This window comes from Xanthomonas sp. NCPPB 3583 (assembly GCF_041475715.2).
Lineage (GTDB): Bacteria > Pseudomonadota > Gammaproteobacteria > Xanthomonadales > Xanthomonadaceae > Xanthomonas > Xanthomonas euvesicatoria.
In genome coordinates this window covers 175,078-195,494 of the sequence record NZ_JCAQNY010000002.1, presented here as the reverse complement: position 1 = coordinate 195,494, position 20,417 = coordinate 175,078, and the positions used below count along the sequence as shown (strand labels likewise).

The following is a 20,417-nucleotide window of genomic DNA, read 5'->3' as shown; positions in this document are numbered from 1 at the left end:
CGGGCCTCATTCTTCTTCCACGGTGGACTTTTCGATGTCGGCCTTGATCAGGAAGCTTTGGGCCACCACCACCTGTTCACCGGCCTTGAGGCCTTCCAGCACTTCGGCGCGTTCGGCGTCGCGGCGCCCCAGCTTCACCGGCCGGGTGTGGTAGGTTTCGCCCTGCTGCACGTAGACCACGTCCTGGTCTTCTGCGGTCTGCAGCGCCGTGATCGGCACCACCAACGCTGCCGATTGGCGATCCACGGTGACCCGCGCCTTGACCGCCGACCCCGGCCGCCACAGGCCATCGGTGTTGGCCACCGTGCCGCGCGCAATGGTGCTTTGGCTGGCGGTGGCGGTGCCGGGCAGGACGCGCTCCAAGGTGGTCTGTGCGGTGACGCCATCGCTCAAGCGGGTAACCGTCACCGGCACGCCAGCACCGATGTGCTGGGCGTCGGCGCCGAAGATGTGCAGGTCCACCCACAGCGTGGACAGGTCGGCGACCTCAAACAGCGGCGCGCCCTCAGCGGCGGCCATGCCTACGGCGGCCGTGCGCGCCATGACCACGCCACTGATCGGCGCGGTGACGGTATAGGTGGTCAGGCTCAGGTTGCTCTCTACCGTGGCCAGTGCCTGGCCGGCCCGTACCTGATCACCCACGCCCGCACGCACGGAGCGGACCGGTCCGGGGAAGCGTGCCGTGACCTGCGCGATGCGACCGTCAATCGGGGTCAACAGCCCTTGCACCTCATGCTCGTCAGCAATCTCACCGGGGCCTGCCGGTGCGACCTGGATACCCGCTGCCTGCGCAGCTTTGGCGGCAATCTTGGTTTCCAGCGGCGCTTCCTCGTGCTCGCCGTGCTCTTCGCCCTCAGCGGCGGCGCCGCCTTCGGACGCTTCGTTGGGGGCCGACGCGTTGCAGGCGGCCAGCATCATCAGGGCCATGCCCAGTGCGGTCCAGGAAAAGCGATTCATGGGGTCTCTCCGGTGGAAGCAGCCGCCGGCGGCGCGACAAGCGCCTGGCCGGTCAGGCGTTGAATTTCGATCAGGGCGCGCTGCGCATCGAGCGCCACGTCCAGCTGCTGCTGGGCCATGGCCGTGCGTTCGGACTGCAGCTGTGCCCATTCCAGGTAGCTGATCGCGCCGGCGCGATAGGCGCGCTCGGCGGCCTGCTCAGCCCGGGCCAACTTCGGCAGCACCTCGCCTTGCAGCCGTGCCACCTCGGCCTGCGCCACGGTGTAGCGACCATGGGCTTCGACCAGCGTGGAATACAGCGACAGGCCCTTGGCCTCGCGCTCGATCGTCAGAACCTCCAGCTCGGCTTCGCCGGCGCGGATCTCCGGCTGCGCGCGGCTGCGGCTGCCCAGTGGCATGGACAGGCTGGCCACCAGCGCGGTGTCGTCAGTCTCCTGCAGGCGGCGCACGCCCAGCTGCCACGACAAGTCCGGCGAGGCCGCCGAACGCGCCAGCTGCAGTCGTGCCTGCGCGATCCGGCGGGCATCGGCAAACTGCGCCAACTCGGGAGTGCGCTCCAATTCCTCGGCCAGCGACTGCATGGACGCGATCGCCGGCAGGGTCATGGGATCCGCCGCGGCCACCTCGAAGCTCGGAGCACGTTCGCCCCAGAGGGCAGCAAGGTGCTGCCGGGCGGCAATGCGCTGCTGCTCGGCCCGATCACGGGTCAATTCTGCTCTCGCCAGTGCTGCTTGTGCGGTGAGCATCACCGATTCGGGAGACGCGCCAGCCTGCAGGCGCTGCCGGGCAGCGGCGACGGTCCGCTGGCGCTGGCCGACATCCATGTTCGCCAGGCTGCGTTGCCGGTCGGCACCGACAACGGCCAAATAGCGCTGCGCCGTCTCGGCGAGCAGGTCCAGCCGGCCGGTCTCCCGGTGCACGGCCAGCGCATCAATCCGGCTTTGGGCCAGGGTTCGGCGCGCATCGAGCTTGCCGCCGCGCTCCAGGACCGAGCTCAGGCTCAAGGTCAGCTCGGCGCTGTCCAGACCACGGGCCACGCCCGTGCCCAATGCATTTTCGACCTCGGCACCGACCGTCCACGGTGGGCGCTGCATGGCCTGATCGCGCTCGGCAGCGAGCACGGTGGCCCGCGCATCGACCAGGCGCAGCTCGGGGTGGGTTTGGGCCACACGCGCGAACGCGTCGTCCAAAGTCATCAATTCGGCCGCCGCCGCCGGCGTCGTCACCGCGCCGCCCAACAGCAGCCATGCGGCTATAGCCGCCAATCGCACATGCATGGAAGTACTCCGAAGGTTCTCGATATCGACAGGGCGCCGGCGCATGCCAGCCGACCTCACCCTGCGATCGGCGGTCGGAACGGCGCGATCAGGTGCGCGGGCGGATACCGGGGCGTATCGGCGTCCAGCGCGTGCAAATACCGGCCGATGTCCGCCACGGCCAGCAGGATCTCAGGGGCCGGCGCGGCTTGGCTGCAACACAGCACCAGCTGCTGAAGCCGATGCAGGGCGACGTCTACGCCACGCTCGGCAGCTGGTGGCGCCACTGCCGGGCCACGGTCGGCAGCGGCCAGATGGGTCTGGGCATGCAGCTCGCCGACCAGTGCCAGCACCGGCTGCGCCACCAGGCCCACGGCCAAGTGCGCCAGCAGGAGCCAGCGCAGGCCAGAACCCAGCCGGCCAAGCCTGGTCATGCAGCCGTCTTGCGCGCGTCGGCACGTGCCCGGCGGGCATCACCCAAGATCTCGAAGGCTTCCTTGATCACATACAGGCCGATCAGGGCGCCGATCACGAAATCTGGGTACGGGCTGGCCAGCCACCACACCAGGAGGCCCGCCAGGATTACGCCAACATTGGCGACCACATCAGCCCGGGTGAACAGCCAGGTCGCCCGCAGATGCACCTCGCCGGACTTCAGCGGCGCCAGCATGCGCAGTACCGTCACGTTTACCACCAGCGACAGCAGGGCGGTGCCAATCATCCAGCCGCTGACCGGCTCGGCACCGAACATTACGCGGCGGCCGACCTCGACCAACACGCCCACACCCAGCACAAGCAGCACGCTGCCGCTGACCCACGCGGCATTGGCCTTGAAGCGCGCCGTGCGCCCGATAGCGACCAAGCCAATGGCATAGGCGGTGGCATCGGACAGCATGTCCAGAGCGTCGGCCAGTAGGCCAGTGGAATGAGCAACCCAGCCGGCGATGCCGCCGATCACGGCCATCGCCGCGTTCAACGCCAGGGCGATCCAGAGGACGCGCCGCTCCTGCGCGTTCTTAGCCTCGTGGTGGCAGCCGCAATCACTCATCGGAACATCTCCATTCGCAGGGAAGCCGGGCCCGGGCGGGCCGCTGGCATGACACAGCCGGTGAGGGTAAAGTCCGTAGCTACTACGGAGTCAAGCGTACTACGAATGAAAATCAGTGAGGCTGCCGACGCCAGCGGGTGCCATCTGGAGACCATCCGCTATTACGAGCGGATCGGCCTATTGCCGCGCCCTGGGCGCTCAGGCAATGGGTACCGGGTCTATGGCCCGGCCGACATCGAGCGGCTGCGCTTCATTGCGCGTGGCCGGGATCTGGGTTTCAGTCTGGAAGAGGTCCGCAGCCTGCTGCAGCTGGCCGGCGATGAGGAGCTTTCGTGCGGGGACGTGGATCGGCTGGCCCGCAGCCATCTGACCGACGTGCGGGCGCGCATGGCTGACCTTCAGCGCATGGCCAGCGAGCTGGAACGGGTGATTGCCAGTTGCCACGGCGGTCAGCGGGCAGAATGCACCATCCTGTCAACGCTGCGACAGCCGGCCTCGGTGGAGGCCACGCGCCAGTGACCGAACTGGACCGCTACCTCGATGCGGCCACGCGCCAGAACACGGTGCGCAGCTATGCGTCGGCGCTGCGGCACTTTGAGGTTGAGTGGCAAGGCCACCTCCCAGCCACACCTGACAGCGTGGCGCGGTACCTGGCCGCCTATGCGCAGACCTTGGCCACCAGCACCCTTCGCCACCGGCTGGCCGCCATTGCCTCCTGGCACCGCGACCACGGCTTTGTCGACCCGACCCGGTCGCCGCTGGTGCGCAAGGTGCTCAAAGGCATCAAAACCCTGCACCCGGGCCAGGTCAAGCAAGCCGCGCCGCTCCAGATTCGGCGGCTGGTCGAACTCGATGACTGGTTGGCTGCAGCGATCGCTGCGGCACAGGCGCGGGGCGACGGAGCGGCGGCGCTGCGCCACCAACGGGACCGAGCGTTGGTGCTGCTCGGATTCTGGCGTGGCTTCCGCGGCGATGAACTGCTGCGTCTGGACGTGGCCCATCTCACGCTGGTGCCGGGACAGGGGATGACCTGCTTCCTTCCGCGCAGCAAGGGCGATCGGCAGGCGGCCGGCGTCACCTACAAGGTGCCGGCGTTGTCGCGATTGTGTCCGGTGGAGGCGACCCAGGTGTGGCTGCAGGCGGCCGGCCTGCAAGAAGGGCCGGTATTTCGGGCGGTCAGCCAATGGGGCCAGGTGAGCGCCGAAGGCCTGCATCCCAACAGCTTGGTGCGCCTGCTGCGTGAGTTGCTGGCCAGTGCTGGTTTTGCCGATGCTGGGCTCCACAGCAGCCATTCGCTGCGCCGCGGCTTTGCCAGCTGGGCCAACGACCAAGGCTGGGACATGAAGGCGCTGATGGAGTACGTGGGCTGGCGCGATGTGCAGTCGGCCATGCGTTATCTGGACGGGCGTGACCCGTTCGCCCGGGATCGCATTGAAGCGAGCCTGCCCAGCCCAACCTCGCCAGCTCCGACGATGGCGCTGCCGGCGCCCGAGGGAAAATCTGCCCTGCAGCTGCGCCTGCGCATGGTGCTGACCCCGTTTGCCCGCGCCGGCCGCGGCGCGGCCAAGGCCCGGGGGCGAATCGAAGAGATCTGCTTGGCCCCGTTCCAGGCTGTGCGGCTGAACACCGCCAGCAGCGAGTACCGGTTGACAGCTCCCACCGATCCCGACCGGGATCTGGATGAAATCCTGGCCACGTTGCTCGATGACATGCACCGCATGGCCGATACGCACCAGTGTTTCCTGGAAGCGTCTCTCAATACAGACGATGGCCGGCACTGGGATTGATCCCCTCATAACCTTCGGATCCAATGGCTACCCTTCACGAGACCGCCTACCCGCGACTGAAGCCTGATCCCACCGCCAAGGAACTGGAGGAGATCTACACTCCGACCGCCGCTGAGATTGCATTCGCCAAGCAGCTGACCACCCAGCCGGGACCGCAGCTGGCGGTACTGATTCATCTCAAGCTCTTCCAGCGCCTGGGTTACTTCACGGTGTTGGCCGAAGTGCCCGAGCGGATCCGGAAGCACATCGCCAAGGCCGCCCGACTCGGGCGCGTATTGGACACCGACCAGCTCGAACGCTACGACGCCTCCGGCAGCCAGCGCCGGCATATGCCGCAGCTTCGGAAGTTCATTGGGGTACGTCCCTTGGACAAATCAGGCTTGGCCTGGCTGGACACGGTGGCCACCGGAGCAGCCCAGACCAAGCACACCATCCCGGACATCGTGAACGTCCTGCTCGAAGAGCTGGTGCACCACCGCTACGAACTGCCAGGCTTCCGCACCCTGGAGCTGGCCGCCATTGGCGCGCGTGAGAGGGTCAATCTGGGGTACTACCGCAGCATCAGTCACGCGCTGACGCCCGCAACGCGCACGCTCATTGACGAATTGCTGCGCGCACCGGAAGGCTCCAGATTTACTGGCTGGCACTCACTCAAGCGCGAGCCTGGCCGGCCGACCAACAAGGAAGTTCGTTTTTATCTGCAGCACATCCGCATGCTGCAGCAGCTGGCCGACCAGCTGCCTCCCATCGATGTGCCGGTGCCCAAGCTCAAGCAATTCCGTGCAATGGCTCGGGCCTATGACGCCAGCGAGCTGGCCGAATTGGCTCCGGACAAGCGCTATGCGCTGGCCACCATCTTCATTCGCGCCCAGCATGCCAAGACGCTGGATGATGCAGCCGAGTTGTTCATCAAGCAGGTGCGCGGGCTGGAGAACACGGCCCAGCAGAAGCTGCTGGCCTACCAGCTCGAACATGCCAAGCGGGCCGACTTCCTCATCGGCCAGCTCAAGGAAATCCTGCAGGCCTATCAGCTCGACGGCAGCGATAGTCAGCGCGTGGATGCCATCGACAACAGCCTGGAAGCGGAAGTATCGACCTTGCTGGCCGAATGCGAAGAACATATGGCCTATGCAGGGAAAAACTACCTGCCTTTCATGCTGCAGCCCTACGGCGCGGTCAGGCCGCTGCTGTTCAATGGGCTGGAGCTGATGAATCTACGGGCAACCAGCCACGACGCCGGCATGGAGCCGTTGATCGCGGCCGTGCTGTCACTGCGCAACCAACGGCGTGAGTTGATCGAGGTTGCTTCCCTCGGCCTGGACCCGGAGAAGGATTTTGACTGGATGTCCAAGCTCTGGCGTCAGCACGTGTTTGGCAAGCGGGCCAGCGCGGCAGGCGCCGGCTGGATGCACCGTAAGTACTTCGAGCTGGCCGTGCTGGTGCAGGTCAAAGACGAGCTGAAGTCCGGAGATCTCTTCATTCCCAGCAGCGAACGGTTTGATGACTACCGCGAGCAGCTGGTCGATGAAGCCACCTTGGCCCAGGAGCTGGAAGCCTATGGTCAGGTGTCAGGCCTGCCCACCGACGCCGAGTCGTTCGTGGCAGGGTTACGCGCACAATTGACCTCCCTGGCCGACGAGGTCGACGCGCGTTTCCCGGAGAACGTGCATGCGGACATCCTGGAGGGGCGCCTGGTGCTGCGGAAGGGGCAACGCGCCGAAGTCTCCAGCGCGATTACCACCGTGGATCGCCTCATCGCCGAACGGCTCCCGGAATCCAGCATCGTCGATGTCCTGATCGACGCCAGCCGATGGCTGGATCTGCACCGATTCTTCCGTCCGATCGCCGGCACCGAGAGCCAGGTTGAAGATCTCCCTCGACGGGTGATCACCACGCTGTTTTGCTATGGCTGCAACCTGGGGCCGACGCAGACGGCGCGGTCGATCAAGGGCTTCAGCCGGCGCCAGGTTGCTTGGCTGAACCTGAAATACGTGACCGAGGATGTGCTTGAGAAGGCCATCGTGGAGGTCATCAATACCTACAACAAATTCGACCTGCCGGGCTATTGGGGCAGCGGGAAGAGCGCCTCCGCAGATGGCACCAAATGGAGCGTCTACGAGGACAACCTGTTGTCGGAGTACCACATCCGCTACGGCGGCTACGGCGGCATTGGCTACTACCACGTGTCCGACAAATACGTGGCACTGTTCAGCCACTTCATTCCCTGTGGCGTGCACGAGGGCATCTACATCCTCGACGGCCTGCTGGCCAACACTTCCGACATCCAGCCTGAGATCGTCCATGGCGACACGCAGGCCCAAAGCTACCCGGTCTTCGGTTTGGCCCACATGCTGGGCATCCAGCTGATGCCCAGGATACGAAACATCAAGGATCTGACATTCTTCCGGCCCGAACCTGGCAGAACCTATAAGAACATCCAGGCATTGTTCGGAGACAGCATCGACTGGCAACTGATCGCGACCCATCTCCACGACATGCTGCGGGTCGTGATCTCAATCCGTTTGGGGAAGATCACCGCGTCCTCGATCCTGCGCCGGCTGGGCACCTACAGCCGGAAGAACAAGCTGTACTTCGCCTTCCGGGAACTTGGCAAGGCCGTCCGAACGCTGTTCTTGCTGCGCTACATCGATGACAACGAGATTCGGAAAACGATCCATGCTGCGACCAACAAGAGCGAGGAGTACAACGGCTTCGTAAAATGGGTGTTCTTTGGCAGCCAGGGGATCATTGCTGAGAACGTCCAACACGAGCAGCGCAAGATCATCAAGTACAGCCAGCTGGTCGCCAACATGATCATCCTCCACAACGTAGAAGGCATGAGCCGGACCTTGGCTGAGATGCGGAAGGAGGGGATTGAACTGACGCCCGAGATCCTGGCCGGCCTGTCGCCTTATCGGACCAGCCACATCAATCGCTTCGGCGATTACCACTTGGATCTTGAAAGGGAAGTAGCGCCGCTGAGCTATACCGCCAAAGTCCTTGAGCACGCCCCATAGATGGGGAGATCCGCTACCGGGACAAGGTGATTATCATTGCGTTTCAATCGCTTAGGTGGCTTTTGGCCCTGTACGTAACGATTCCCTGCCGACCCTCAAGCATGAGCTGCAAGTACTATCGCGGCGAGGGCGCCACAGCACAAGCCGCATGGTAGGGCGGCGCGCAACCCTCTCCGACCGGAAAAGTATTAGCATCTGAGTTCAAATTTATTCTTCATGCCACGGCACCCATGGACGCGAAAAAGCTGCTCGACCAACTACAAAGGAATGAAATTTCGGCCATACGCGACTTGATCGATCCACCCTGGGCTCAAGTCCAGCGGCAGGTGGCAATGGCTAACGCAAAACTTGCACAGACGGATATTTTTGCTAATGCGACTTCGGATCGCATTCGGATCGATGCACTCGTTAAGCAGTTTATGAGACAGGATCTAAATGTGCCGGTTGGTGATGCCTGGCTGACCAATCTCACCACCCGGGCCTCGATGGTCGCAGCTGGCATATTTCGTAGCGATCGTCAGCTCAGTGGCTTAGTTGTAGACCGAGCAGAGTTCCTTCGGTCGATACAGCTCCCAGACGCGCAGCTTGCGGCATTCATTGCTGCGGCGCGCGATCCAACCGTTTCGATCCAACAATCTCTGCGTCGAATGTTTGAAACATCTGCATTCGTTTCTGTCGGCTCAGACGAAGAGGGCGCGAGCCAGTTGGAGGCGCAGGACACGGCCCGCGTTGGCTTGAGCGACGCTGTAACAGCGACGGCTTACGCCCCTATCAATCCAGATGAGTCCGGTTGGTGGGCAAACCTGACTCCAGAGTTACGTTTCACGATCATTATGGCTGCGATCACTTTTCTAATGCAGCTTCCGGGCACGATCAAAGATGCTAGAGACCTGCTTGTAGCAGACAACAACCCGACAAAGGTGCAGATACAGACCCTGATTGACGTCTCGCGCAGCAGTCTGCGAACGTTAGAGCGCCTTGCAGACCTCGAGCAAAAGACGGCCAAGCTGCATGAAGACTCTGTTCGTAATCAGGATCTTATTGCGGCAAGTCTACAATCGTACTCGACCGATTCAGTTGGCCGTCCTTGCCGCATCGTCATCGAAACTTCCGTGCGCGAGCGGGGGCCAGAGGGTAGGGTAAAGCGCCGAGCTTCTGCCGGGCAGCTTGGGATTTGCCTAGAGCACCGCGGAAGGTGGCTCGAGATTGCCTACGACGCACCTACCGGGGTAATCGAGGGGTGGGTGCTAAAAAAGCACACGCAGTGGGATTAAGACCTCCGAGCACCTGAACGCTGTCAGGAAGGTCTACAAGACCATTGTTAGTAATTTTGCTAACTTAGCATGCCGTCTCGGACTGTGAGACACCGAGACGCGAGAGTTCGCCAAATCATGCACCTTCCACCTGCTCACACATACGCCCGGCTGCTTGGGCCAGCGTGCATCGATCCGATGCCCCTCACCTTGCCGTTGAGTGCAGTCCGGATCCAGCTCGGTTTCCCTTCGCCGGCTGAAGACTTCCAAGACGACGAGCTCGATCTAAACCGGGTGTTGATCCGGAATCCGCCGGCGACGTTCCTGTATCGAGCCGAGGGCTGGAGCATGATCCTGGCCGGCGTTTGCGACGGGGACATCCTTGTGGTGGACCGTTCAGTGAGTCCGATCAATGGCGACATGGTGCTGGCCATCTGGGATGGTAATCAGCCGGTCTGCAAGATCCTTCAGGTCGCGGTCGACCACATCGAGCTCCACAGCCGCAGCCCACACTGCGCGCCGATCGTCCTGCCGCCAGGCACAGAGGTCGAGGTGTTCGCGGTCGTGGGCGTGGTCCGCCAGGTCACGCGCGCTCATTCCCGCGCTGGCCGCTGATGTTCGCGTTGATCGACGGCAACAACTTCTACGCCAGCTGCGAGCGCGTGTTCCAGCCCGAGCTGCGTGGCAGGCCGTTGGTCGTGCTGAGCAACAACGATGGCTGCGCCATTGCGCGATCGGACGAGGCCAAGGCGCTAGGCGTGACGATGGGACAGCCCATCCACAAGATGCCCACGCAGATCCGCCGGCGGCTGGCGTTGCGCTCCGCAAACTTCGGTCTGTACGGCGACATCGCCTCGCGCATCGGCGCGATCCTTCGCCAAGCCGCGCCGCGTGTGGAGGTGTACTCCATTGACGAGTCGTTCCTTGACCTGGCCGGGATCCGCGATCGCCGGCAGCTCGCGGTCGACTTACGCAGGCGCGTTCACCAATGGACTGGCATCCCGAACTGCATCGGCATCGCGCCGACCAAGACCCTGGCCAAGCTCGCCAACCGGGTCGCCAAAGAAGCAACTCGCAAGCCAGGCAGCTACCCAGCCGATCTAGCTGGCGTCTGCGACCTGGCCGCGCTCAGCGCCAGCGAGCTGGACGCTGTGCTGCGAGCAACAGCCGTTGGCAACCTCTGGGGCGTTGGCAGGCGCTGGGGCGCGAGGCTGCAGGCACGCGGCGTTCACACTGCAGCCGATCTGCGAGACGCCGCCGCAGACGACCTGCTGGCGGAGTTCGGGGTGGTCATGGCGCGCACGCAGCGCGAGCTGCAGGGACATGCCTGCCTCAAGCTTGAGGAGGTCGAGTCGGACCGACAGCAGATCATGGTCAGCCGGTCATTCGGGACCTGGGTGAGCGATCCGCAAGATATGTCTGAGGCGCTGGCAACTTTTGCCATGCGCGCAACAGAGAAGCTGCGCTCCCGTGGGCTGACCACATGCGCAATAAGCATCTTTGCCGAGACGGATTCGTTCAAGCCAGGTGTGCCGCAGCACAACCCATCACGCACCGGGTCACTCGCCTCCGCCACTTCTGACAGCAGGATCGTGCTGAAGACGGTGCGCCGGCTGTTGCAAGGCTTCATGCGCGAAGGCTTCGCTTACAAGAAGGCCGGCGTGTGCCTTATGGATCTTGCTACACCAGGCGACCTGCAGGGCGACTTGTTCACCCCCGCACGCGTGGGCGACGATACTTTGATGAGCACTCTTGACGCCATCAACCGACGCTTCGGACGTGGCACGGCTGGATTAGGAACGAGTGGCTGGCAGAAATCACCCGAGTGGGCATCGCGGCAGAATCTCTTGTCTGGTCGATTCACTACATCCTTGGATGATCTACCTAAAGCTACATGCTGACCCTGCTTTTCAGACAGGGCTAGTAGGTGTCGCCTGGATGCTTGGCTCTAGAGCTTGCATCGCCTTACACACAGCGCAGTCAGGATTGCGTCTCGCCGGCGTATCGGCAGTCGGGCAAATGTCTACGTCACTATGCTGTAGAAGACCCTCCAGCGCCTGCCGCAAAATATGGACTGCTCCCACAGCACCATCCGCAGCCCGAAGCCATCGCGCATGTGCGATCCCTGGCGTAGTGACATCACCGCGCCAGACGCTTCCGTCATCGGTGTTGAGCAGGACGTACTTGTCAGGCTGATAGGTGGTCACATCGAGTTGATAGAGTTGGCGGTGCTGCGGCGCTTGAGTCAGCGTCCAACAACCCGCGTCAACATTCACCGCGCCGCAGGCGCGCATCGCCTGGAGCTGCCGCTTCAGGCGTGTGACAGGCGGTTCACCCTGTGCCGCGAACGGCTGCGACTTGTGCTTGAGCACGAACTGACGGAGCGGTGGACGAGTAAGCAAGTCGGATACCCGCAGACCTCTGCTACCAGCCAGCGTCAGTGCCTGGCGTATGATTATGTCCAGAGCGTCGGACGTGGGCATGCCTTCAAAATCTGTCTCAATCGGTGCGCTCACGTTGGCCCTCCCTCTGTTCCATACTTGCCATTACTATCCAAATGCGTGGAGATCGTCGCCAAGCTCGACGAAACCGACGTAGCAAGTTCGATAGCCGCATCACGCTCGACTCGAAGTTGATCAATGGTGAGCAAGTGTCCATCCACGGCCACCGAAAGTGTGCGCGCCTCCCGCTGCGCGTCGGCGAGCAGGGTTTCCGCGTGCACAAGCCTGTGCTCCAACTCCCTTGCTCGACGCGAGGCCTCAACCAGCTCGGCGGCCCTGGCGTCCAGATGTGCCTGCTGTTGCTCCAAGCGGTTAGATACAGCATCAAGTGCTTGATGCAGACTTTGTGCCTGACCTTGCCCCGCCTCGCGCAAGCCATGAATGGCATTCAATGTCTTAGCGTATGCATCTTCAAAGCGCTCGAAACGTTTATTCGCCGCATCACGCTCACGGCGGGCTTCAGCCAATGCATGCTGGCTGGCCTGGTCACGTTCCTGACCCGCTACGATTTCTTGCATAGCAAGACTGAGCTTCTCCTTGACGTCGGCAACCGCCGAACGCGCATCGCGTAGCTCAGCTTCAACCTGCAGCCGATCCACACGTGCCTGTTCCAGACGCGATGCAAGGTTGTTTTTGTCCGACTGAAGCTCGTGGATCAACCGCTCTTGCTCACTGGCCCGCTCGGCCATCTTGGCCTGCTCAGCAAACAGTGCTTCTTCCTTGGCATCAAGCATCACCGAGCGTTGCTCTGCAGCCTGCTCACGCGCACTCAGTGCATCAAGCCGCTTACGCTCGGCTTCGGAGACTACCAGCGATGCTTGCTCTGCAGCCTGGCGTATCTGCGCACCGATATCGGAGATCGGCTTGCGCGAGCGTGCGTCGGCTACCTTGTTGAAGTACTCAGCCCCGTGCTCCTCAAACCATCTAGCAATGAACTTCGATAGCACTGGACCACTGCCGCGACCGCCAAGCACCTCGCGAACGCTCATGTGCGTTGGAGCCTGACCGTCAGCAAGTAGTTTCTCAATCGCATCGAATACTTCTGCCGAAGTGATGCGGCTTGTCTCGACCATTACAAGCTGACCCTGACTTGTGCAGAAGGGCTACCAGCTTCCAGCGCCTCGATAGCTGTTATCTCATCGCGCATGCTCACTGCAGTGACGCGAACCCCTGGGGCGACCTCCACAGACTCACCCATCGCTTGGATAAGTGGCCCAATGAATGCATGCCCCTTGGCGGCGTCGGTGATCTCAAACACCACCGTACGAAACATCTTACTGTCCATCAATTTCGATCCTCATCTTCATCTCGACGATCTTCCACTTCCCATTTTTCACGCAGAGTTGCTTTGGCGCGTGTCGCCGCGATGCCTAGCTCCCATAGCCTCGGATAGGCCTCGTTGATCTGCTCACAGACATTGTTGAGCTCCTGAGTCTCGCCCTCCTCCATGTAACGCTGGATCACCTGCAGCGCGATGCCGCCACGAACGCCATCGAGGTTGCCAATGCATTCACTGATCGCAAACGCACACTGGGAATTCCAGAGCGAGAGCATCAACTTCGCCAGACTGTTGGCGCTTCCGGTTCCTGGATTTGCCAGGATCCACTGCAAGGCAGCTTGGTATGGTGACATCAGGGTTCTCCGGGGTTGACTTACATGGCCTGCCGCGTTCGGGACGCGAGCCAGGGGAACAGCTCGGCGCCGAGCGCCGTCAGTCCCATGCAGCTGATGTCGCGCCCACTATTCTCCTTCTCGCTGAGGCCTGGGTCGAGCACATTGCCCTCAAACACCGTACCCCTGTAATCCAGATCATCACACCGCGCCTGATCCCGGTAAGTCCATACAGCGGATAGGTCGACGTAGCAGGGTGTCCAGTCTACTTCCCCTTGCAGAAGACGCTGGACAGCGGGCTCCGGTGTCTTGTACCAAGCCCGGATGAGGTCGACGCACGCCTGCTTGCCCGCCGCATTGGCGTTTGCATAGCAATACGCCAAGGTGTCGTGTTCGGCCATCAGCATGTACGGGCGGCCGCGCTCGTGCACGATCCCGATCGCAAAACGCAACCGATGTCGGACGATCTTGTTGCTTTTGCTGCTGATGGCCTGGCTGGCCATACGTGCCATATCCAGCCCACGGCGGAACGAATCAGACTGCTGCACGGGCAGCTGTAGAAGAGCTTCTGCCTGGTCGTAACGGAGCGTCCCCAAAAGCGACTTGTGCGCTAGCCATCTCGCCGCTCCATCGTCGATCGCGCGATCACGACGCTCCAGATAGGACGTGGCCTCCGGGTCTCCTGCGATCTTGGTGATGTACTGCCAGTCGTGGATGACATGCTCGCTCGCGGCCGCTCGTAGCAGCTCGCGCTGCCACCCTTCGAGCACTGCCTCGCCAGTCTGCGGATCGAAGGTAACTGTCGCGGAGGTAGCATGCCGCGGTGCGCCCAGCAACGCCTGATGCTCGCTGGCCACTGGTTCCAGGTAGACCTTGAACTCACCTTTCCCGGTGGAAACCAAGCGCAGCGGTCGCCGCCCGTGCCGCTGACACCAGACATCCACAGCCGCAGTCCGGCCGGCTTGGTCGGTCAGCAGGGCATGCAGGGTGTCCAGAGCGCCCTTGCGGTAGGAGGCATAGCTGCTGCTCTCCGGCGCCGGCGAGCATTTGTCGCGACGAGCTGTGCGTGCAACCGCCAATGCGGCGGTGATCGCCCCTTCTAAGGCATCGGCATCGTGCAGGATCCGCGCCGCAGTAACAGCCTCGCGAAGCTCGGCCCGCAGTGGCTCCTCGGTCGCATCACGCTCGGCCACCCACGTGCGGGCGGCTTGGAACAATTGGATGTAGTCGTTGTAATTACGACGTTGTGCGCGCGAGGTCAGGTAATAGGTTAGGTCGCCGGCGTGAACACGGTCGAGCACTAGGACCTCCTGCATGGCCTCTCGCTGCAGATACAGCCGACCCATGATCTCGCGGCCGGCCGATTTCCACTCGTGTACCAACGGCACCTCGATGTAGTCGCCACGCTTGTCGCGGCGCACATTGGCAATGATCGGCGTGCGATGCTTTAGCGCATACACCCGGGTATAGCCCCAGTGATTGCCGTACTGGCGTGTCTCTTGTGATGCAAAAGCGCCAGGAATGAAGCGCTGCTCGAACAGCGCTGATACGCGAACGGCGACCCATGCACCCGCAGCCAGGTATCGGTTCTGTTCCTCGCGATATGCGTCATAGCTGGGCCGTGTAACGCCCAGCATCATGCTCTGATCGACCAGGCGCAAGTACCGCTCTTGGAACCCCCAGTCGAGCCATGAAGCGAAGGTCGGCACTGCCCAATCGGCAAAAAACACATCGCGATCGCGCAGTCCCCATAGCATCGTGAGGACCTTGGCGTATGCGTCCAGCGATCCGAGCTGGCTCCGCTGGGCCTTGGCATAGGCCAGGTCGTCGCGTCGGATCGCTTGGCCGTCGCGGTCGCTGAAATGACCAATCTGCTCAGCCGCGTTGGGCATTAACTGCTTGATCTTCTGGAGGAACTCGGGGCCTTCGACCAGATACACCTGCTCGCCATCTCGCACCAGCAGCATGTGCAGCTGGCTGATCTGATTGAGTTGCTGGTTTGCCATGGCCGCGCCGATGTCGCCGGGACGGGATGGCTTGACGAATTCCTTGTAGCTGCCGCGGAACCGGCAGAGCACCATGCCGCGTGCTGCCGGCACCAGGCGCGCGAGCAGCGCGTCATCGGCCATCACCGCCGCCACCGAGTCCAGATCCCTGTGATCCAGTCCGTTCACTTCCAAGTGCAGCAGAAGCTCTTCGTCAAGTGAAAGCAACTCTTGGTAGATCGTCAGTGGCAACTCGACGGGTGCCGGCGCGCCCTGCCGGAGCTGGGTCACCTCGACACCGTCGCCGGTATAGATCTTGAGGTTTTCCACCGTGCGCAGAATGCCCCTAACCGCGTCCAGCTGCCCCTGGGCAGCCGCCAGGCCCACCGTGGCCCGTTCCATGTGGAAGCGAGCCAACGCTTCGCCTTGGCCCGTCAACGCCTCGCTGTGTTTCGCGATCCACTTCTGAGTAGCTTCGGCATTTTCCTTCAGCCGCTCGGCGTAGACGGTCATGTCACGCAATTGCCCGGGCGTGGCTAATGCTTGGCCCTCGGCTTGGGTCGGGGCGCTGGGGTCGTAGCCGAGACTGGCGATCGGCTTGGCCGCCGGCGGCGGTTGCAGCAGGCGGGCCTGCGTCTGCGCCATCTCATGATGCAACGCCAACAGCTCGCGCTCGCGCACCTGAGCCGCTTCGGGACAGTACGTCCAGTAACGCCAGAAGCAGTCGGCATGGAACAGGCTGGAGTCAGCCTCGTCTTCGGGTACGCCCGGGTGAGCCGCGAACTTGTAGACGTGCGGTTCGCCATCGGCGTACTCGATCGATTCCAACAGCAGCACCGTGCCGGCATCGAGCGGGTTGCTCTCGATCTGCTTGCCGTCTTCATCGCCGGTGACGTCTTGCAGCAAGCGCCAATACGTGCCCGGACGCGGCGCGTCAAGGCGCTCAAATCGGGAGGATTCGCCATGCTCAACGGCACTGACTACCAAAGCGTTCTCGTTCACAGCTATTCCTTGGCTTGCGACTGCTTGGCAGTCAGGTCGTTGGTAGCGATGACGGACTCCAGCTCATCCATGCGGCACCTCTTCAGATTGCAATAACTGGGCTCGGATCAGGTGCACATCCTCCCCAGCTTGGCCGCTTGTGTTGCAGCGCCGCCGGCACGCAAGGATTTCGTTGATCCTCACCTCGATATCGACTTCAAGGTCGACGGCAGCGAAGAGCAGCAATTGCTGGGACATCACTTCTCCCCAGCGGCCGCGGCTGCAGCGGGCAGATCCAAGCGCTGCACGGCCGGCTGCGAGCGGGATGCAAGCATGGCAGCGCGACACGCGTTCCAGCCACTGTTATAGCTAAGGTGGTTCGATAAATTTGGTCCGCATTCGTCTTTTCGGTCTGGCACAGTCGTGGTGTTGACTGGCTCAGCTTTCAGTAGCTCGGAGATCGTGCACGCTGCAGCGCGCAGCAACGCGGCGCTATAAGCACGTCCCACTTCCGTGAGTTCATCAGCATAGCGGCTCAACCTCTGGGCGAGTGCCGCAGGAGCGATGTTCGGGGCAGGGTTAACAGGTCCATCGACAATGGCCGACACGGGCGCGGTGCGGATAACTTCGTGTTCCCTGTTCTCAGACATTGTCTTCTCACCTTCGGATATTGGTAGAGCATGGTTACTCGCTGGTGCTAGCCTCGGCAGCGAGTGCGTGATGTGGCGCGTGTACAGTGCGACGTTCTTTCAGCTTAGGACCTACGCATCCTCGACCGGCTTATCCTGCAGGTCTGAGATGGCGCGGCGGCCCGCCTGTGTGATCGCGTAACCGCGTTGCTCGTCCTCGCGGTCCCAATAGTCGATCATCTTCGAATGTTCCAATTGGTGGAGTGGTCTCGCCACCATGAGGGCCGCGCCTTGCGCGCTAGGTTTTTCTCTGCGCGGGACAATGTCTCCGCTAGCGATCAAGCAATATCCAATCGTGCTCGGGATCATCCGTTCTTTACTTGATGCAAGACGGAGCAGGATCGCCATTTCAACTTGGCTCACGCAGCCTCTCCTGCCGCTTTCGGCGGATGGCGGGTAGGGAGCATGCCGGCGATCTTGTCGGCTGCCACTACCATCAAGGTTTCCGAGCAATCCAGGCAGCCGAGCACAAAGCTGCACTGCACGTCGTGCGTCCGTAGACGGCCGTCCACGACTTCGGACGCGGCGCGCTGGTGTACGAACCACTCAAACTCCGTGCCGCCGCAGTGCTTGCACGCTTCCGGCATGCTTAGCACGCGCAGCACATCCGCCTGCACATGAGCAGCTGCAACCGGGGCAACGTGGCTCGCATGCTGTCCTTTCACTTGCGATGTAAATGCCGCGATCGCTGCGTCAGCGCAATGCAAGTAGTCTTGCCAGCGGTGAGCGTTGCCTTGCGCATCCCCGATGTGATCCGGCACCTCCTCGCATGCCAGACAAACAGCACGTGCGACAGCCTCGCGCTCCTCCTCGATTACTGGCTTTGACACCATTTGCATTCTCCGATTTCGTGGAAGTTGTCGTGCCGGCTGGTGGACTGACGCAACGCTGCGCAGCACTTGGGCGTGCGCGCTTGCGCTACACCTTCTCGGCCGCGGCATCTCTGCCCCCACCCGCTCGCTGGAGCTGGGTGGCGAGCCAGTGCTTGTCACGCGCCATCGCGGCATCGACCAGGCCTCTGATCTCGGAGGCCACTGCAGGTCGAGAGTCGCCCATTCCGATGCCGTAGACGACATAGGGTGTGGCGCAACCAGTCTCTTCGTGGTTGATTGCAAAATCGCAAAGCCACCGGAACCGATCGGCGTCGCGCTGCACGTCTTCAGGCACCGCAAAGGACACGTGCTGCTCTGCAAAAAATCCCTTGACCCGATAGACGCCCAAATTTGGGATCTGCCTGCCGTCGATTTCGTACACAGCCCCATCCATGTGCCTTGGATCTGGATCTCCCCAGCGAGGGACGTACCAACGGTGCTCCCATGCTTCACCGTTGACCACGGCCTGCAGCAGGAAAATGTCAGGCTCACTGCTGTTTTCACCGGCTCGCATGTGCATGTCCCTGTTGTGTGGTGATAGGCGGTGCCGCAGCCCTCGCCAGGCGAGCGGCTTTGGCGAGACAGAACTTGCAGGTCACGGCTTCGTCGGCGCCGGCGATGTTCATGCCATCGCGGCTACGCGCGTTCATGCGGCCGCAGAGCGTGGTGGTCTTGGTCATGCCCATGCGCTCGATGCGCCGGCTCGCGTGCAGGATCATGGGCACGCTCACAGCGGTGTCTCGCTGCTGGTGGTCAACACCGGGCGGCCGCCGATCGTCAGCCCGGGTACGATGCCGGCGGGCAGGCGTGCGGGCTCGGCGAGGCGCAGTGCATCGACGCGGGCAACTTCATCCCGCGTTAGGCGCGCTTTCACCATCGCCGCTGCGCGGCGAACGCGCTGACGCTGGAGTTCCTTGCGCAGTTCCTTGCGCAACTGCTTGCGCTGCTCCGGCAGCCCAGTCCGCCGGCAACCCTGCAGCTGGCGCCGGGTGTCAGCTGCCCACCGGTGGTGGTCCCGGGCGATGTCCACCCACAACGCGACGACGGCGGTCACGGGATCAGCTGCTCGGCGGAGAAGCCGCTGGCCAGCAGTCGCTCGCGGACCCGGTCGGACATGGGCCGCTGCTCGTACCGCGCCGGGCCGTGGCCGGAGCGCCGGGGCAGCTTCTGCGCAACGAACACCTGGCACAGCCCCTGGGCGTTGTCGTCCGGGGTGGCTACTACATACAAGCCGTCGTCCTCCTGGGGTAGGCGGAACAGTACGGCGAGGGCGCTTCCGTCGTTGTACGTCGGCATGTCGATTTCCTTCAGGGCTGCGGCGATGGGTCCATTCTACGGCCTTTTTTTGGTCATATGCAATGAGATTACGCAGTGTAATGCGTATCACGTCGCATAATGAGCAGCGTCGTACAATTACACTTGTCGGACTCGCTTCATTTATGTAAATGAACAAAAGCTCCTATTCGCCTACTCGGCTTCAGGGTGATCTAGATCTGTATCCTTGTTGAGTCGGTGGATTCAGCTGTCGCAGCGGTTTGAGCAATGGTAGGACTTGCCGGATGTGCAGGGAGATATGGGCGCAGCACTAGCGCTAGCAGCCGGCTGTGGATAAGCCGAGGCCGCACTGGCTCCGAAGCCCACGCTGATGGCAGGCGACGTGGGGAGCGCTCGTGCTGCAGAACTCCGTTCCCCAAGCACTGTGGTTATCGCGGTGAACGAAGGTATCGAAAAATTCCTATCGAAACCTCTGGCAAGCAGCAGCTCAAGCCGGCCTGGCCACGTAACAATGAAGAGATGCGTTACGTCGGAATGGGGTTGTGAACCGCCCCCTCTCGACAACGAGACGGCAATTCAAGAGCTTCATCTAAGGAAGAATATGCATCCCTATGACATACCTAAACACCTGCTGCCTTTGCTCGACAAGCTGAAGGGTACAGATCTCTCGGAGTATCGTGAGAAGATGGGCATCTCGGAAGAGCGGCTCAACCTTCTTCATGACGTTTTGAGTGGCACGCAGGACGTTAAGAACCTCGATTCCAAAGTGGACATCCAACTATACGCTTTGAAGACTGTATTCAAAGCCGAGTACCTTGCCGCTAAAGTCAAACCTCTTGATGGCGGAACCAAGCATCTGATTACGTATGATCCGCCAAAGAACGGTCAGAACATAATCAAGCATGGCCTTAGCTTTACTGAGTTGGCCACCTACTCGCCCGGTTTCGGGATCCTGATGGTTCCGTGCCCCAGCAACGATGATTGCGAACGTCTGGTGATCTTCAACAGGCTGAACGTCCATGAGGGCTATGAATTCGACCTGCCCACAAAGGTAATGCGTGAGCGTTCTGATCTTTGCACCCTCACCATCGCGCTGACCCAAGGCGAGGGTTTCAGGGTGATCTCCTCTCGCCCGTTCCATAGGGGCAACTGGCGACGTCCCCCCAATTTTGAGTAGCACCTCAG

The 20,417-nt window shown here is 62.1% G+C and carries 23 protein-coding genes; 7 read left to right on the top strand and 16 right to left on the bottom strand.

Going from position 1 to position 20,417, the window contains the following annotated elements; translation table 11 throughout:
• Window positions 1-6: 6 nt before the first annotated feature.
• From ACCQ07_RS22355 to ACCQ07_RS22340, 4 genes are read right to left on the bottom strand one after another with little or no spacing between them, the layout of a single operon-like run.
• Entirely contained in the window at window positions 7-957 is a 951-nt protein-coding gene (locus tag ACCQ07_RS22355) for an efflux RND transporter periplasmic adaptor subunit (RefSeq protein WP_021201906.1), read from the bottom strand.
• Window positions 954-2,234 (bottom strand): TolC family protein, encoded by a 1,281-nt coding sequence (locus tag ACCQ07_RS22350; RefSeq protein ID WP_372363584.1) that lies wholly within the window; start codon window positions 2,232-2,234, stop codon window positions 954-956. Before ACCQ07_RS22350 ends, ACCQ07_RS22355 begins: the two co-directional genes overlap by 4 nt.
• Before the next feature lie 56 nt (window positions 2,235-2,290).
• Window positions 2,291-2,647, bottom strand: a complete 357-nt coding sequence (locus tag ACCQ07_RS22345; RefSeq protein ID WP_057681760.1) for a hypothetical protein — start codon at window positions 2,645-2,647, stop codon at window positions 2,291-2,293.
• A complete protein-coding gene (locus ACCQ07_RS22340) occupies window positions 2,644-3,261 on the bottom strand; it encodes a cation efflux transmembrane domain-containing protein (protein WP_057681761.1) in 618 nt (205 codons plus the stop codon). The genes ACCQ07_RS22345 and ACCQ07_RS22340 overlap by 4 nt, the downstream gene beginning before the upstream one ends.
• A gap of 105 nt (window positions 3,262-3,366) precedes the next feature.
• On the opposite strand from ACCQ07_RS22340, the gene ACCQ07_RS22335 reads away from it, so the two are divergent.
• The 6 genes from ACCQ07_RS22335 (at window position 3,367) to ACCQ07_RS22310 (ending at window position 11,219) form a co-directional block, all read left to right on the top strand.
• Window positions 3,367-3,780 carry a MerR family transcriptional regulator gene (locus ACCQ07_RS22335; protein WP_014159616.1) on the top strand — a complete coding sequence of 138 codons (414 nt, stop codon included), beginning with the start codon at window positions 3,367-3,369 and terminating at the stop codon, window positions 3,778-3,780.
• Window positions 3,777-5,048, top strand: coding sequence for a site-specific integrase (locus ACCQ07_RS22330; RefSeq protein ID WP_081029750.1), 1,272 nt, complete (start codon window positions 3,777-3,779; stop codon window positions 5,046-5,048). The genes ACCQ07_RS22335 and ACCQ07_RS22330 overlap by 4 nt, the downstream gene beginning before the upstream one ends.
• 23 nt (window positions 5,049-5,071) lie before the next feature.
• Entirely contained in the window at window positions 5,072-8,065 is a 2,994-nt protein-coding gene (locus tag ACCQ07_RS22325) for a Tn3 family transposase (protein WP_057681762.1), read from the top strand.
• Between the two features lie 230 nt (window positions 8,066-8,295).
• The gene (locus ACCQ07_RS22320) at window positions 8,296-9,339 is read left to right on the top strand and encodes a hypothetical protein (RefSeq protein ID WP_372364226.1); all 1,044 of its coding nucleotides are present in this window, start codon (window positions 8,296-8,298) and stop codon (window positions 9,337-9,339) included.
• Window positions 9,340-9,453: 114 nt separating this feature from the next.
• Complete coding sequence (locus ACCQ07_RS22315; RefSeq protein ID WP_372364325.1) at window positions 9,454-9,933, top strand: LexA family protein; 480 nt, start codon at window positions 9,454-9,456, stop codon at window positions 9,931-9,933.
• Window positions 9,933-11,219 (top strand): Y-family DNA polymerase, encoded by a 1,287-nt coding sequence (locus ACCQ07_RS22310; protein ID WP_372364225.1) that lies wholly within the window; start codon window positions 9,933-9,935, stop codon window positions 11,217-11,219. The genes ACCQ07_RS22315 and ACCQ07_RS22310 overlap by 1 nt, the downstream gene beginning before the upstream one ends.
• Window positions 11,220-11,228: 9 nt before the next feature.
• On the opposite strand, the gene ACCQ07_RS22305 is transcribed toward ACCQ07_RS22310, so the two are convergent.
• From ACCQ07_RS22305 to ACCQ07_RS22250, 12 genes are all read right to left on the bottom strand, one after another.
• The gene (locus ACCQ07_RS22305; protein WP_372364224.1) at window positions 11,229-11,834 is read right to left on the bottom strand and encodes a hypothetical protein; all 606 of its coding nucleotides are present in this window, start codon (window positions 11,832-11,834) and stop codon (window positions 11,229-11,231) included.
• Window positions 11,831-12,892 carry a DNA-binding protein gene (locus tag ACCQ07_RS22300; protein ID WP_372364223.1) on the bottom strand — a complete coding sequence of 354 codons (1,062 nt, stop codon included), beginning with the start codon at window positions 12,890-12,892 and terminating at the stop codon, window positions 11,831-11,833. The genes ACCQ07_RS22305 and ACCQ07_RS22300 overlap by 4 nt, the downstream gene beginning before the upstream one ends.
• The gene (locus tag ACCQ07_RS22295) at window positions 12,892-13,104 is read right to left on the bottom strand and encodes a hypothetical protein (RefSeq protein WP_372364222.1); all 213 of its coding nucleotides are present in this window, start codon (window positions 13,102-13,104) and stop codon (window positions 12,892-12,894) included. Before ACCQ07_RS22295 ends, ACCQ07_RS22300 begins: the two co-directional genes overlap by 1 nt.
• Window positions 13,104-13,451 carry a hypothetical protein gene (locus ACCQ07_RS22290; protein ID WP_372364221.1) on the bottom strand — a complete coding sequence of 116 codons (348 nt, stop codon included), beginning with the start codon at window positions 13,449-13,451 and terminating at the stop codon, window positions 13,104-13,106. The genes ACCQ07_RS22295 and ACCQ07_RS22290 overlap by 1 nt, the downstream gene beginning before the upstream one ends.
• Window positions 13,452-13,471: 20 nt before the next feature.
• Window positions 13,472-16,417 (bottom strand): hypothetical protein, encoded by a 2,946-nt coding sequence (locus ACCQ07_RS22285; protein WP_372364220.1) that lies wholly within the window; start codon window positions 16,415-16,417, stop codon window positions 13,472-13,474.
• 63 nt (window positions 16,418-16,480) lie between these two features.
• Entirely contained in the window at window positions 16,481-16,654 is a 174-nt protein-coding gene (locus tag ACCQ07_RS22280; RefSeq protein ID WP_372364219.1) for a hypothetical protein, read from the bottom strand.
• 503 nt (window positions 16,655-17,157) lie between these two features.
• Complete coding sequence (locus ACCQ07_RS22275; protein ID WP_372364218.1) at window positions 17,158-17,448, bottom strand: hypothetical protein; 291 nt, start codon at window positions 17,446-17,448, stop codon at window positions 17,158-17,160.
• On the bottom strand, window positions 17,445-17,924 hold the full coding sequence (locus tag ACCQ07_RS22270; protein ID WP_372364217.1) for a hypothetical protein: 480 nt from the start codon (window positions 17,922-17,924) through the stop codon (window positions 17,445-17,447). Before ACCQ07_RS22270 ends, ACCQ07_RS22275 begins: the two co-directional genes overlap by 4 nt.
• 79 nt (window positions 17,925-18,003) lie before the next feature.
• Window positions 18,004-18,471 (bottom strand): hypothetical protein, encoded by a 468-nt coding sequence (locus tag ACCQ07_RS22265; protein WP_372364216.1) that lies wholly within the window; start codon window positions 18,469-18,471, stop codon window positions 18,004-18,006.
• Window positions 18,458-18,676: a hypothetical protein gene (locus ACCQ07_RS22260; protein ID WP_503256072.1), complete on the bottom strand. Its 219-nt coding sequence runs from the start codon at window positions 18,674-18,676 to the stop codon at window positions 18,458-18,460. The genes ACCQ07_RS22265 and ACCQ07_RS22260 overlap by 14 nt, the downstream gene beginning before the upstream one ends.
• An 8-nt stretch (window positions 18,677-18,684) precedes the next feature.
• Complete coding sequence (locus tag ACCQ07_RS22255; protein ID WP_372364214.1) at window positions 18,685-19,011, bottom strand: hypothetical protein; 327 nt, start codon at window positions 19,009-19,011, stop codon at window positions 18,685-18,687.
• Window positions 19,008-19,253, bottom strand: a complete 246-nt coding sequence (locus tag ACCQ07_RS22250) for a hypothetical protein (protein ID WP_372364213.1) — start codon at window positions 19,251-19,253, stop codon at window positions 19,008-19,010. Before ACCQ07_RS22250 ends, ACCQ07_RS22255 begins: the two co-directional genes overlap by 4 nt.
• A 580-nt stretch (window positions 19,254-19,833) precedes the next feature.
• Between ACCQ07_RS22250 and ACCQ07_RS22245 the strand changes: the two genes are divergently transcribed.
• Complete coding sequence (locus ACCQ07_RS22245; RefSeq protein ID WP_372364212.1) at window positions 19,834-20,409, top strand: BrnT family toxin; 576 nt, start codon at window positions 19,834-19,836, stop codon at window positions 20,407-20,409.
• Window positions 20,410-20,417 lie beyond the last annotated feature (8 nt).

Bases quoted from the DNA above. Each gene is read 5' to 3' on its own strand.
- ACCQ07_RS22355 (WP_021201906.1), bottom strand. From the start codon at position 957: ATGAATCGCTTTTCCTGGACCGCACTGGGCATGGCCCTGATGATGCTG.
- ACCQ07_RS22350 (WP_372363584.1), bottom strand. From the start codon at position 2,234: ATGCATGTGCGATTGGCGGCTATAGCCGCATGGCTGCTGTTGGGCGGC.
- ACCQ07_RS22345 (WP_057681760.1), bottom strand. From the start codon at position 2,647: ATGACCAGGCTTGGCCGGCTGGGTTCTGGCCTGCGCTGGCTCCTGCTG.
- ACCQ07_RS22340 (WP_057681761.1), bottom strand. From the start codon at position 3,261: ATGAGTGATTGCGGCTGCCACCACGAGGCTAAGAACGCGCAGGAGCGG.
- ACCQ07_RS22335 (WP_014159616.1), top strand. From the start codon at position 3,367: ATGAAAATCAGTGAGGCTGCCGACGCCAGCGGGTGCCATCTGGAGACC.
- ACCQ07_RS22325 (WP_057681762.1), top strand. From the start codon at position 5,072: ATGGCTACCCTTCACGAGACCGCCTACCCGCGACTGAAGCCTGATCCC.
- ACCQ07_RS22320 (WP_372364226.1), top strand. From the start codon at position 8,296: ATGGACGCGAAAAAGCTGCTCGACCAACTACAAAGGAATGAAATTTCG.
- ACCQ07_RS22310 (WP_372364225.1), top strand. From the start codon at position 9,933: ATGTTCGCGTTGATCGACGGCAACAACTTCTACGCCAGCTGCGAGCGC.
- ACCQ07_RS22300 (WP_372364223.1), bottom strand. From the start codon at position 12,892: ATGGTCGAGACAAGCCGCATCACTTCGGCAGAAGTATTCGATGCGATT.
- ACCQ07_RS22295 (WP_372364222.1), bottom strand. From the start codon at position 13,104: ATGGACAGTAAGATGTTTCGTACGGTGGTGTTTGAGATCACCGACGCC.
- ACCQ07_RS22290 (WP_372364221.1), bottom strand. From the start codon at position 13,451: ATGTCACCATACCAAGCTGCCTTGCAGTGGATCCTGGCAAATCCAGGA.
- ACCQ07_RS22280 (WP_372364219.1), bottom strand. From the start codon at position 16,654: ATGTCCCAGCAATTGCTGCTCTTCGCTGCCGTCGACCTTGAAGTCGAT.
- ACCQ07_RS22270 (WP_372364217.1), bottom strand. From the start codon at position 17,924: ATGCAAATGGTGTCAAAGCCAGTAATCGAGGAGGAGCGCGAGGCTGTC.
- ACCQ07_RS22265 (WP_372364216.1), bottom strand. From the start codon at position 18,471: ATGCGAGCCGGTGAAAACAGCAGTGAGCCTGACATTTTCCTGCTGCAG.
- ACCQ07_RS22260 (WP_503256072.1), bottom strand. From the start codon at position 18,676: ATGATCCTGCACGCGAGCCGGCGCATCGAGCGCATGGGCATGACCAAG.
- ACCQ07_RS22250 (WP_372364213.1), bottom strand. From the start codon at position 19,253: ATGCCGACGTACAACGACGGAAGCGCCCTCGCCGTACTGTTCCGCCTA.
- ACCQ07_RS22245 (WP_372364212.1), top strand. From the start codon at position 19,834: ATGCATCCCTATGACATACCTAAACACCTGCTGCCTTTGCTCGACAAG.